The sequence below is a fragment of the Massilia aurea genome, assembly GCF_040790145.1.
Classification (GTDB): Bacteria; Pseudomonadota; Gammaproteobacteria; order Burkholderiales; family Burkholderiaceae_D; genus Telluria; species Telluria aurea_C.
Genome location: NZ_JBFMMP010000001.1, coordinates 552116 through 564309, shown reverse-complemented (window position 1 = coordinate 564309; position 12194 = coordinate 552116). Strand labels below are relative to the sequence as shown.

Genomic DNA, 12194 nt, shown 5'->3' with positions numbered 1-12194 from the left:
GAAACATCGTCACTGGACTTCGGGTACGAAGAATACGCGCTTGACCTTGCCATCATTCTTGCTTGTCTCGAGTACCAGTAAATAGCCGTGTGCGTAGATGCTCTCCACAGTGGCCGGACCGACGACATAGGCGGGATTGGTGTCGTAATTATAGTAGCCCGTCGGGCGGCCCAGCAATGATTCGACGTCCTTCCGATGTAAGTGCGTCATCGCCTGTGTCTTTAACAGCGACGCGGTCATGGCGCCGCGTTGCACATCGGTCGCAGCGGCCCATGCCTGTGGCGTGAACGCACGATTGCCCAGTTTGCGGGCCTGGTCACCAACCGATTGTCCGCATCCAGCGAACAAGGCAGCTGCCAAAAAGGGGAGTGAATGGAGGCGCGTCATGGGTCGGGGACGATTGTGAACGCCCGAGTCTGACATGTGGTGCTTGAAAACGGGTTGGTAACCATCAACGATGGCAGATTGAGTAAAATGCGGCTCTCGCTTCAACAGGTCACACCATGGAACTCCGCGCCGCCGCGCTGCACGCACTGCTCGAAACCGACCCCGCCGCCAAAGCCAGGGCAGTCGCCGCGCTGTCTGCCGCATCCAAAGACGGCAAGGTCCGCATCGATACCCACGCCGTGATGGCGGCGCCGGCCGGTATCCCGGGCCGGCCGGCGCGGCCCGAACTGGTGCCGCCGCTGCAAGTGGGGCGCCGCTCGATGGGCACGCCGGAGGGCCGCGCGATGCTGGTGCACGCGCTGGCGCACATCGAATTCAACGCCGTCAATCTCGCGCTGGACGCGCTGTGGCGCTTCGACGGCATGCCAGGCCAGTATTATCGCGACTGGTTGCTCGTGGCCGACGAAGAGGCGCTGCATTTCACGATGCTCAGCGATCATCTGGGCACGCTCGGTTACGCCTACGGCGATTTTCCTGGTCACGACAGCCTGTGGGAGATGGTCGCCAAGACGAGCGACGACGTGCTGGCGCGCATGGCGCTGGTGCCGCGCACGCTCGAGGCGCGGGGGCTGGATGCGATTCCGCCGCTGCGCAAGAAGATCGCGCAGGCCGGCGACCTGGCGGCGGCGCTGATCCTCGACCGCCTGCTGGTCGACGAAGTGGGGCACGTCGAGATCGGCAACCGCTGGTACCTCGACCTGTGCCTGGCGCGCGGCCTCGAGCCGATCGCGACCTACGACGAGCTGACGGTGCGTTACAAGGCGCCCGTACTGAAGGGCCCATTTAATATCGAAGGGCGGCGCGCGGCGGGCTTTTCCGAGGCCGAGCTGGCACGTTATCGCTGATATGGACACGGTTGCGCCGGAGGGCAGCGGCTTCCTGTTGACGCGCCACTGGCGCGACACGGCTGCTGGCTGTGAAGTCGAATTCTGGCTCGCCACCGATGCCGGCCCGCGCTGCGTGCGGATTCCGGTGCAAACGCCGGTCGCGTTCATCCCGGAAGAGCAACGCGCGACCGTCGAAACACTGCTGCAGGATGAACGCGGCTGGGAGTTACGGCCGCTCGAGCTGCTCGACTTCCAGCACCGGCCCGTGGCGGGCCTGTACTGCCGCAAGTATCGCCAGCTGATGCGCATTGAAAAGCGCCTGCGCCAGCATGGCCTGGACGTCTTCGAGGCCGACGTGCGCCCGCCCGAACGCTACCTGATGGAGCGCTTCGTCACCGCGCCCGTGACGTTTGCCGGCCGTGCAGTCGAGGGCAATCCGCTGCTGCTGGTCGACGGCGTGATGAAGCCGGCGCCCGGCTACCGGCCGACGATCCGCACCGTGTCGCTCGATATCGAGACCACCTTCCAGGGCGAACTGCGCTCGATCGCGCTGGAAGGCTGCGGGCAGCGCCAGGTGTACATGCTCGGCCCGCCCAATGGCGTCGATGGCGCGCGCGATTTCGATCTCGAATACTGCAGTACGCGGCGCGAGCTGCTCGACCGCATGGAGGCCTGGTTCATCGAGCACGACCCGGACGCGATCATCGGCTGGAACGTGATTCAATTCGACATGCGCGTGCTGCAGCGGCATGCCGAGGGCATGAAGCGCCCGCTGTGCCTGGGGCGCGATGGCAGCGCGATCGAATGGCGCGAAGTTGGCGGAAATCGCGGCGGAAACCGCGGCGGCGGTCAGGAGCACTACTTCATCTGCATCGCCGGGCGCCTGGTCATCGACGGCATCGACGCGCTGCACTCGGCCACCTGGACTTTTCCGTCGTTCAGTCTCGAGAATGTCTCGCGCACGCTGCTGGGCGAAGGCAAGGCGATCGACAACCCGCACGACCGCATGGCCGAGATCGACCGCATGTTCAACGAGGACAAGCCGGCGCTGGCCTACTACAACGTGAAGGATTGCGAGCTGGTGACCCGCATTTTCGACAAGACGAAGCTGCTGGCGTTCCTGCTCGAGAGGGCCAGCGTGACGGGGCTGGCGGCCGATCGCAGCGGCGGCTCGGTGGCCGCGTTCGAGCACCTGTACATGCCGCTGCTGCACCGCCAGGGCCGGGTGGCGCCGAATATCGGCGATGTCGAAGGCGCCGACAGCCCGGGCGGTTTCGTGATGGATTCGCGTTCGGGCCTGTACGACTCGGTGCTGGTGCTGGACTACAAAAGCCTGTACCCGTCCATTATCCGCACCTTCCTGATCGATCCGCTGGGCCTGATCGAGGGTCTGCGCGAACCCGAAGACACCACCGTGCCCGGCTACCGGGGCGGGCGTTTTTCACGCACCCGCCACTGCCTGCCCAACATCGTCACGCAAGTCTGGGTGGGCCGGGAAGCAGCCAAGAAAGCGCAGAACGCGCCGCTGTCGCAGGCCCTGAAAATCATCATGAACGCATTCTACGGCGTGCTGGGCACGACCGGCTGCCGCTTTTTCGACCCGCGCCTGGCGTCATCGATCACGATGCGCGGCCACGACATCATGCACCGCACACGCGCGCTGATCGAGGCCCAGGGCTACCAGGTGATCTATGGCGACACCGATTCGACCTTCGTCTGGCTCGGCAGTGCGCATGCGGAAGAGGATGCGCGGCGCATCGGGCGCACATTGGTGGATCACGTGAACGGCTGGTGGCGCGAGCACCTGCGCACAGAGCTGGGCATCGACAGCGCGCTGGAGCTTGAATACGACGTGCACTTCCGGCGTTTCCTGATGCCGACCGTGCGCGGTTCGGACGAGGGCAGCAAGAAGCGCTACGCCGGCCTCGCCGCCACGATCGATGGCGGTGAAGAGATGGTCTACAAGGGCCTGGAGACGGTGCGCAGCGACTGGACCCCGCTGGCGCAGCAGTTCCAGCAGGGCCTGTACGAACGCATCTTCAAGGGCGAGCCGTACGAAGCGTTCGTGCGCGAGCTGGTGGCGCGCATGCTGCGTGGCGAGTGCGACGACGACTTGGTCTACCGCAAGCGCCTGCGCCGCGCGCTCGACGACTACGAGCGCAACGTGCCGCCGCACGTGCGCGCCGCGCGCATGGCCGACGAACACCACGTGCGCAACGGCCGCCACGCGCTGTACCGCAAGGGCGGCTGGATCCGTTACGTGATGACGCTCGCCGGCCCCGAACCGATGGAGGTGCGGCGCGCGCCGATCGACTACGACCATTACCTGACGCGCCAGCTCGAACCCATCGCCGACGCCATCCTGCCGTTTTTGGGCGACAGCTTTGCAAACCTCACCCGGCATCTCACCAGCCCCCAGGGCGCCTTGTTCTAGCCCGCTGCTGCCCATGCCGCTACCCATGTCACTGCGCCGACATATCGCCTGGCTAGACTGTCGGTACAACAACATCAGGGGATCACCGTGGACCGTCGCAGTTTTTTACGCAGTAGCGCCTACTTTACCGTCGCCAGCGCCAACGGCCTGCTCGCCGCCTGTGGCGGTTCGGGCGACGATGCGCCGCAAGGCAGCTTCACGTTCCCGCTCGGCGTGGCCAGCGGCGACCCGAAAGAAGGCAGCATCGTGTTCTGGACGCGCTGCGTTCCCAAGGCCGGCAACGCGCCGGTGGACCTGCGCCTTGAGGTCGCGCTCGACGCGGGCTTTACCCAGATCGCCGGCATCGTCGACCTGCGCGCGCTGCCAGACTACGACCACACGGTGCGCGCCAAGCTCACGAACCTGGCGCCGGCCACGCGCTACCACTATCGCTTTCGGGTCGGCGCCGACATCAGCCCGGTCGGCCAGGCGCGCACGGCGCCTGCCGCGAACAGCACGCCGGCGCAACTGCGCTTCGCCTGGATGACGTGCCAGGACTGGAGCGTGAACCACTGGGCCGCGATGGGGATGATGGCGGGCGAGGAACTGGACTTCATCGTGCACCTGGGCGACTACGTCTACGAGACCGTCGGCGCGGCGTTCCAGAGCGGGCGCGCCGAGCCGGGCCACGGGGCGATCCGGCTGCCGGACGGGATCACGATGGCTGGCGGCGCGCGTTACGCCAATACGCTGCTTGATTACCGCACGCTGTACCGCACCTACCGGGGCGATGCGCGCCTGCAGGCGCTGCACGCCAAGTGCCCGATGATCGTGATCTGGGACGACCACGAATTCTCGGACGACTGCTGGCAAGACCACCAAACCTACAGCAACGCCAATGTGCAGGAAACGTCGCGCCGCCGCAATGCGACGCAGGCCTGGGCCGAGTACATGCCGGTCGACTGGGGCGACGTGTCGTTCGACCTGAACAAGGCAGGCTACGACAATATCCGCATCTACCGCGACTTCCGCTTCGGTACGCTGATGCACCTGGTGATGACCGACCAGCGCCTGTACCGGGACGATCACGTGGTCAGCGAAGCGGCCTACGCCCAGCTGCTGCAGGGCGATCCGGTGAATGGCGAAAATTCGATCGGCTCGCGCTACTTCGTGCCGCAACCACTGCTGGCGCAGTTCGAAGCCGGCGCCAGGGCCGCGCTGGGGCGCAATCCCGGCCTGCTCGGGCCAACGCAGACGCAGTGGTGGAAAGACACCATGAGGGCATCGACCGCGACCTGGAAAGTGTGGGGCAACGAGGTCACGCTCAACCGCATGTGGCTCGACATGCGCGCGCTGGCGCCGGCGCCATACAACAATCTGTACATCGTCAATGCCGATGGCTGGGATGGTTTCCCGTCATACCGCGCCGAGCTGCTGGGCCATCTGCGCACGAACGACGTGAAAAACGTGGTGGCGATCACGGGCGACCTGCACGCGTTCCAGGCCGGCACCATCTACGACAACAACGATCCGGCCACGGGCCGCGCGGTGGCGGTGGACTTCGTCAGCGCCGGGATTTCGAGTTCGTCGTTCTACCAGTACCTGCGCGCGGGGGCGGGCAGCACGCCGCTGGCGCCGCTGGTGGCCACGCCGCAGGGGTTCGATGGGGTGCTGCGGGCGAACAATCCGGCCTTTGCGTATGCCGATCACGATGCTCAGGGCTATGCAGTGGCGACCGTCACGGCGACGTCGTTTACGGTCATGTTCAACAAGGTAAAACCGCTCGAGGCGAATGGCGCGGCGCCTACGGCGCCGCTGGCCAAGCGGACGCGGATCACGGTGGCGGCAGGGTCGAATTTGCCGCGCGTCGAGGATAACGTGGCTTGAGCACCCCGCACCAACGGTTCCATTGCCAGCGGTAAAGCCGTCGTTCCAGCGCAGGCTGGAACCCAAGCTTGCCAGCGCTGTGGCTGCGCAAGCTACTTGGGTTCCCGCCTCCGCGGGAACGACGAGGGTAGGTCGATGTTGCCGGCACAAGCTGGCTGTTACACCATCACAAACCGCCGGCACTCCTTATACCGATCTGATCGTCCTTGCCACCCTTGCCAAGACGCTGGCGGTGTTCTTCATCATCGGCGTCCGCTACGCGTTCGGTGTGGTGTAGCCGCAGGGGCGGGTGTATTCTTGTCATGAGAACGAAGAATGGCACGTTGACTGTATGGCAGCGATTGCGGCCGGGCGTGACAATCCGTGGTTTTTTCGCACTGACCCGCACTAAATCGGCTGCGCTTGCGGCCTGTACTGACCCAAGCGCCGGCGGCCGTTCTACAATGGTTTCCGGACAGCATTATATTTACAGGATAGGTCATGAAATCGGTACAACAAGAAGTCGATGAGCGCAGCAACCTGACGGGGACGAACAAGTTTGAATTGCTGCTGTTCCGCCTCGGTGGCGACGCGCAGGGCAATCACAACGAGCTGTTCGGCATCAACGTCTTCAAGATTCGCGAAATCGTCGCGATGCCCGAGATCACCGCCGTGGCCGGCGCGCCGCAGCACGTGCTGGGCGTGGTCAATCTGCGCGGCCAGATCATCCAGGTGCTCGACCTGCCGGGCATCACCGGCGTCACGCCCAAGACGGGCCTGAACATCATGCTGGTCACCGAATTCGCGCGCACCACGCAGGCGTTTGCCGTCGAGAGCGTCGAAGAGATCGTCCGCCTCGACTGGAGCCAGGTCATGACGGCCGAGAACACTGCGGGCACCGGCATGGTCACCAGTATCGCGCGCCTGCCGGAAGCCGACGGCCAGCCGGCCCGCCTGGCCCAGGTGCTCGACGTGGAGACCATCCTGCGCCGCCTGAACCCCGAGCAAGACCGCCAGGACCTGTCGCAGGCCGTGGGCAGCAAGATCACGATCAAGCCGGGCACCATCATCCTGGCGGCCGACGATTCGGTCGTCGCGCGCGCGCTGATCGAGCAGGGCCTGGACGCCATGGGCCTGCCGTACATCATGACCAAGAGCGGCAAGGAAGCCTGGGACCAGCTGGGCGCGATCGCCGCCGCCGCCGAAGCCGAAGGCCGCACGGTGTACGACCGCGTCGCGATGGTGCTGACCGACCTCGAGATGCCCGAGATGGACGGCTTCACGCTGACCCGCAACATCAAGTCGAGCCAGCGTTTCGGCAACCTGCCGGTGGTGATCCACTCGTCGCTGTCGGGCACCACGAACGAAGAACACGTCAAGAACGTGCGGGCCGACGCGTATGTGGCCAAGTTCTCGGCCGAAGACCTGTCGCGCACCCTGCGCAAGGTGCTGGGCGGTTAAGCCAGCCCCCGGGGAGTCACGCCGCACGCGGCCCGATGCTATGATGCGGCCGTGATTCCCGACCTGTCCCAATTGCTGATCCTCGACAGCCTGCTGCGCGAGGGCAGCCTGACCCGCACCGCCGAACTGCTCGGCATGAGCCAGCCCACAGTCAGCCGCGCGCTGGCCAGGTTGCGCATCCACTTCGGCGACCCGCTGTTCGTGCGCACCGGCCAGCGCATGGTGGCCACCACGCGCGCCCTGGCGCTGGCCGCGCCGATCGCCGCCGTGCTCGACGCGGCGCGCCAGCTCGAGGGCGGCCCGGCCGTCTTCGATCCGCTCACCGCCAACCGCTCGTTCGGCCTGTACATGGTCGATGGCGCCGTCGTGAATATCCTGCCGCAGCTGCTCGGTGGCCTGGCGCGCCTGGACAATGGCGCCAGCGGCCTGCAACTGCGCTGCGTGCACATCGATCCCGGCTCGATCGAGGCGCAGCTTGAACGCGGTCACATCGACCTGGCCATCGGCCGCTTTCCACAACTGGTCAACAATATCCGCCGGCGCAAGCTGTGGGACGACGAGTACGCGTGCGTCATGCGGCCTGGCCATCCGTGCGCGGGCAACCTCGATCTCGATGGCTACCTGACGCACCGCCATGTGCTGATCGAGATGGAACACACCAGTCACCACAACGGCGCCGTCACGCGCAAGCTCGAAAGCCTGCTCGAACCGGCGCGCATCCTGTGCCATGTGCCGAGTTTTACGTCGGCGGCCCACATTGCACTGCATACCGACGCCATCGCCACCATTCCGCTGCGACTGGCCCAGCCGCTGGCGCGCGACCTGGGCCTGGTGCTGGCGCGCCTGCCGATCGAGCTGCCGCCGCTGCAACTGGCGTTGTACTGGCACGAGCGCAGCCACCGCGATCCGGCGAACCAGTGGCTGCGCGAGTTCGCGCATGCCACGTTGCTGGCCTCGGACGCCAAGCCGCATGCAGGTCATGCAGAATCCGCATGACCTGCATGCCGGTTACGGCATGGCTTCAATAGTCCAGACCACGTAAGCTTCGGCCTCTCCGAATTTTTGCCGAGGCACACCATGCTTCCTTCGATACCAGTGCCAGGCCGGGGGCTACCCCGCCTGGCCGCTGGCGCTGCGATCCTGTTCCTGACTGGCTGCGTCTCCGTGGGGCCGCAGCCGGTTCCCGCCAGCCTGAATCCTGATGCGGCAGCCAATTCCACCCGCGCGCTGTCGTCCCGCGCAGCGCCCGTCGCCTGGCCGGCGCAGGATTGGTGGCGCGCGTATGGCGACCCGCAGCTCGACCGCCTGGTCGAGCGTGCGGGCGCCGCCAGTCCGACGATCGCCGCCGCGCTGGCCCGTGTGCGCCAGGCGGCAGCCCTTGAAGGCCTGGCTGCGGCGGCTCTGTCGCCGCAGGCCGGCGCCACGGCGCGTGCGGCGCGCCAGCTCTACAGCGAAAACAGCAGCGTCCCGAAACCCCTGGCGGGCAGTTGGCAATGGGCGAACGACCTGGGCGTGAACCTGGGCTATGAGGTGGACTTCTGGGGCAAGAATGCGGCCGCCGTGGCCGCCGCCGTCGGCCGTGTGAATGCACGCCAGGCCGAAGCGCAGGCAGCGCGCCTGGCGGTATCGAGCGCCGTGGTGCAAGCCTATCTGCAGCTGGACTACCTGTACGCCCAGCGCGACCTGGCCGAACAGGAACTGCACCAGCGCACCCGCATCGTCGACCTGGTGCGCCAGCGCGTGGCGGCGCAACTCGACAGCCAGGCGGAACTGAAGCAGGCCGAGATCGGCGTGCCGGCCGCGCGCGGCCAGATCGCCGCGCTGGACGAGGCGCTGGCGCTGACGCGCGGCCAGCTCGCGGCCCTGAGCGGACAGGGACAGGATGCGGGCGAAGCCATCGTCAGGCCACGTGTCGCGCTGGCCCGGCCGCCTGGCGTGCCGGCGGATCTTCCCGCCGCGCTGCTCGGTCGCCGCCCAGAGCTGGTGGCACTGCGCTGGCAGGTCGAAGCGGCCAGCGGCGAGATCGATGTCGCCAGGGCCCAGTTCTATCCGACGGTGAACCTGAGCGTCTCGGCGGGCCTGGCCAGTTTGGGCTTTGACCGGCTGGTGCAGGGCGGCAGCCGCACGTTCGCCGCCGGGCCGCTGGTAACGCTGCCGCTGCTCGACGGCGGGCGCCTGCGCAGCAATCTGGCCGCGCGGAGTGCGGAATACGACCTCGCGGTGGCGCAGTACAACGGCGCCGTGCTCGAGGCGCTGCGCGACGTGGCGGCGCAACTGACGTCGCTGCGCTGGCTGACCGAGCGCGTGCGCGAGCAGGATGCGGCGCTCGCTGCGGCCGAGGAAGCCTATGCATTGGCCGAGCAGCGCTACCGCGCGGGCCTGGGCAACTTCGTGCAGGTGCTGATCGCCGAGACCCAGGTGGTTGCGCAGCGCCGCGGCCAAGCCGACCTTGCGGCCCGCGCTTACGCACTGGACGTGAACCTCGTGCGTGCACTGGGCGGGGGCTACCGGGCCGCGGTCAATCAAGTATTTTCGGAACAACGCTATGACCAATCAAACCACTAACGCAGCACAGAGCCGCCGCAAGCTGGCGCTTGGCCTCACCGCCGCCGTACTGGCGGCCGCCGCCGGCATCGCATGGTCCTCGCCCGAGATACTGGGCATCGGCTGGAACAGCCAGCACACCGAAGACGCCTACGTCGAGGGGAACCTGGTGCAGGTCACGCCACAGGTTGCGGGCACCGTCACGCGCATTGCGGCCGACAATACCGATTTCGTGCGCCCGGGCGAGGTGCTAGTCCAGCTCAATGAAGTCGACGCCCGCCTGGCGCTGGACCGCGCCGAAGCGGCACTGGCCAAGTCGGCGCGCCAGGTGCGCTCGCAGTTCGCCGGCGTCGGGCAACTGCGCGCCACCGTCGTGCAGCGCGAGTCCGAACTGGCCAAGGCCACCAGCGATCTGCAACGCCGGCGCCAGCTGGCCGATACGGGCGCCGTCTCGGGCGAAGATATCCGCCATGCCGAAGACGCCGTGGGCGTGGCCCGCGCCGCCTTGACCGCCGCGCGCCAGCAGGTCGATGCGGCCCATGCGCTGGTCGATGGCACGACGATCGAGAACCACCCGGACGTGCTGTCGTCGATCGCCCAGGTGCGCGATGCGTCGCTCGGCCTGGCCCGCACGACGCTTGCGGCGCCGGTCGGCGGCATCGTCGCGCGGCGCAATGTGCAGATCGGCCAGCGCGTGGCGCAAGGCGCGCCGTTGATGGCGATCGTGCCGCTCGACCAGATGTGGGTCACGGCCAACCTGAAGGAAACGCAGCTGAAGGACGTGCGCATCGGCCAGCCGGTGGCGGTGAGGTCCGACGTGTATGGCGCCGATGTCGTGTTCCACGGCCACGTGGTGGGCCAGGAAGCCGGCACCGGCAGTGCCTTTGCCGCCGTGCCGGCGCAGAATGCGACCGGCAACTGGATCAAGGTGGTGCAGCGCGTGCCGGTGCGCATCGCGCTCGACGCGAAGGAGCTGGCGCGCCATCCGCTGCGCCTCGGCCTGTCGATGAAGGTGGCGATCGACACCAGCAAGGCAGATGGTCCGAGCCTGATGGCGGCCGGCGCCGTGCGCCAGGAATACAAGACCGTCGTGTTCGAGACCGAAACGCACGGCGGCGACGAGGCGATCCGGCGCGCGCTCGGCGCACCGGCGGCGATGGTGTCGCGTTGAGCGCAGGCGCCGTCACGATGCCGCGTCCGGCCTTGCTGGGCGCGATCTTCGTCTTCAACTTCATCGAGTTCCTGTCGACCGGGATGACGGTGTTCGCCGCGCCCGCGATCATGGGCCATATCGGCGCCTCGCCCGAGGAGTACGCGACCGTCTCGGCGCTGTACGCGGCGGTGGCGGTGCTGGCGATCTCGCAGATGACGGTGCTGCTGCAGCGCCTCGGCTGGCGCAACTACCTGCTTGGTGCGGTGCTGTTCTACATGCTGGGGGCGTGGGTCTGCGCAAGCAGTGGCAACGGCGGTGGCAGCGTGGCCATGTTTGCCGGCGGCCGCCTGTTGATGGCGATGGGCGGCGGCGTGTTCATGACCGTCTCGCGCATGATGGTCAACCTGATCCCGCCGTCGCCGCAGCGCCTGCAGGGCATCGCCGCCTACGGCGCTGCGCTGTCGGGCGGGCTCGCGCTGGGGCCCTGGGTCGCCGCGAAGATGCTGTGCCACGAGGCATGGGGTGGGATGTTTTTGGTGCTGGCCGCGCTGGCGACGGTCGGCGCGCTGGTCGCGGCGCGCTGGATGCCGCACGACGCCGTCACGCTCGATGGCACGCCTACCCGCATGCATCTCTTCGACGCGATGCTGCTCGGCGCCGGCGCGGCAGTCACGCTGTACGCGCTGCAGCACCTGACGTATGACTGGCATGGCGAACGCGCGCGGTTGATGGGCCATTTACTGCTGGGGGTTGGTCTGCTGGCGGCATTCGCGCTGCTGCATGCCCGTCGCCGCGCGCCGTTCCTGCACCTGGCCGTCGTGCGCAGTCCGCGCTATCGGTTGGGCCTGGTGATCTTCAGCGTCTGCTACGCGATGCTCGGCATGGTCAATACCTTGCTGCCGCAGGTCGTGCAGAAGGGCCTGGGCGTGGGGCTGGAACAGGCGGGCGAGTTGCAGGGGATCGGGCTGCTGGCGACCATCATCGCGTTCATCGTGATGCTCGAACTGGTCAAGCGCCGCCCGCATCCGACCAAGTTCTTCGTGACGGGATTCCTGATGCTGGCCTTGCTCGGCTGGCGCTTCGCGACGCTCGACCCGCGTGCCTATGCGTGGGAGGCGGTGATCTTCTGGCTTGGGCTGTTCGGCGCCTTTTTGACGCTGGGCATGGCGACGACGGCGATTCACTCGTTCAAGGAGCTGCAGGCCGATAACGTGGTGTTCTCGAACGCGCAGCAATTGAAGAACATGCTGGGGCAGGCCGGGCTTGCGCTGGGCGTGGGCATGACCAATATCGGTCTGCAGGAACGCACGGCGCTGCATGCGTCGCGCCTGGCCGAAAAATCAGCGCCGCTGCTGGACGGTGGCGCCGAGCTGACGCGCCAGGCTGGGCTGCTGGCGGGACAGGATCTGTTCTGGATCGTGATGTGGGTGGGGCTGGCCGGCGCGGCGCTGCTGGCGTTGCAGCGCCGGTTTGACTGACGGCG

General features: G+C 67.0%; 9 protein-coding genes. 8 read left to right on the top strand and 1 reads right to left on the bottom strand.

Going from position 1 to position 12194, the window contains the following annotated elements:
* Positions 1-9: 9 nt before the first annotated feature.
* Complete coding sequence (locus tag AB2N08_RS02395; protein ID WP_367609003.1) at positions 10-387, bottom strand: hypothetical protein; 378 nt, start codon at positions 385-387, stop codon at positions 10-12.
* A gap of 116 nt (positions 388-503) precedes the next feature.
* On the opposite strand from AB2N08_RS02395, the gene AB2N08_RS02390 reads away from it, so the two are divergent.
* The 8 genes from AB2N08_RS02390 to AB2N08_RS02355 all read left to right on the top strand — a co-directional run bounded on the left by AB2N08_RS02390 (position 504) and on the right by AB2N08_RS02355 (position 12189).
* Complete coding sequence (locus AB2N08_RS02390) at positions 504-1292, top strand: ferritin-like domain-containing protein (protein ID WP_367609002.1); 789 nt, start codon at positions 504-506, stop codon at positions 1290-1292.
* 1 nt (position 1293) lies between these two features.
* Positions 1294-3708: a DNA polymerase II gene (locus AB2N08_RS02385; protein ID WP_367609001.1), complete on the top strand. Its 2415-nt coding sequence runs from the start codon at positions 1294-1296 to the stop codon at positions 3706-3708.
* A gap of 87 nt (positions 3709-3795) precedes the next feature.
* Complete coding sequence (locus AB2N08_RS02380) at positions 3796-5574, top strand: alkaline phosphatase D family protein (RefSeq protein ID WP_367609000.1); 1779 nt, start codon at positions 3796-3798, stop codon at positions 5572-5574.
* 480 nt (positions 5575-6054) lie between these two features.
* Complete coding sequence (locus AB2N08_RS02375; RefSeq protein WP_367608999.1) at positions 6055-7014, top strand: chemotaxis protein; 960 nt, start codon at positions 6055-6057, stop codon at positions 7012-7014.
* Between the two features lie 51 nt (positions 7015-7065).
* Positions 7066-8010: a LysR family transcriptional regulator gene (locus tag AB2N08_RS02370; RefSeq protein WP_367608998.1), complete on the top strand. Its 945-nt coding sequence runs from the start codon at positions 7066-7068 to the stop codon at positions 8008-8010.
* An 81-nt stretch (positions 8011-8091) separates the two neighbouring features.
* Positions 8092-9579: an efflux transporter outer membrane subunit gene (locus AB2N08_RS02365; RefSeq protein WP_367608997.1), complete on the top strand. Its 1488-nt coding sequence runs from the start codon at positions 8092-8094 to the stop codon at positions 9577-9579.
* On the top strand, positions 9560-10729 hold the full coding sequence (locus AB2N08_RS02360; protein WP_367608996.1) for an HlyD family secretion protein: 1170 nt from the start codon (positions 9560-9562) through the stop codon (positions 10727-10729). Before AB2N08_RS02365 ends, AB2N08_RS02360 begins: the two co-directional genes overlap by 20 nt.
* The gene (locus tag AB2N08_RS02355; RefSeq protein WP_367608995.1) at positions 10726-12189 is read left to right on the top strand and encodes an MFS transporter; all 1464 of its coding nucleotides are present in this window, start codon (positions 10726-10728) and stop codon (positions 12187-12189) included. Before AB2N08_RS02360 ends, AB2N08_RS02355 begins: the two co-directional genes overlap by 4 nt.
* Positions 12190-12194: the final 5 nt, after the last annotated feature.

Coding starts and splice junctions, on each gene's coding strand:
- AB2N08_RS02360 (WP_367608996.1), top strand. CDS start 9,560: ATGACCAATCAAACCACTAACGCAGCACAGAGCCGCCGCAAGCTGGCG.
- AB2N08_RS02395 (WP_367609003.1), bottom strand. CDS start 387: ATGACGCGCCTCCATTCACTCCCCTTTTTGGCAGCTGCCTTGTTCGCT.
- AB2N08_RS02365 (WP_367608997.1), top strand. CDS start 8,092: ATGCTTCCTTCGATACCAGTGCCAGGCCGGGGGCTACCCCGCCTGGCC.
- AB2N08_RS02390 (WP_367609002.1), top strand. CDS start 504: ATGGAACTCCGCGCCGCCGCGCTGCACGCACTGCTCGAAACCGACCCC.
- AB2N08_RS02385 (WP_367609001.1), top strand. CDS start 1,294: ATGGACACGGTTGCGCCGGAGGGCAGCGGCTTCCTGTTGACGCGCCAC.
- AB2N08_RS02375 (WP_367608999.1), top strand. CDS start 6,055: ATGAAATCGGTACAACAAGAAGTCGATGAGCGCAGCAACCTGACGGGG.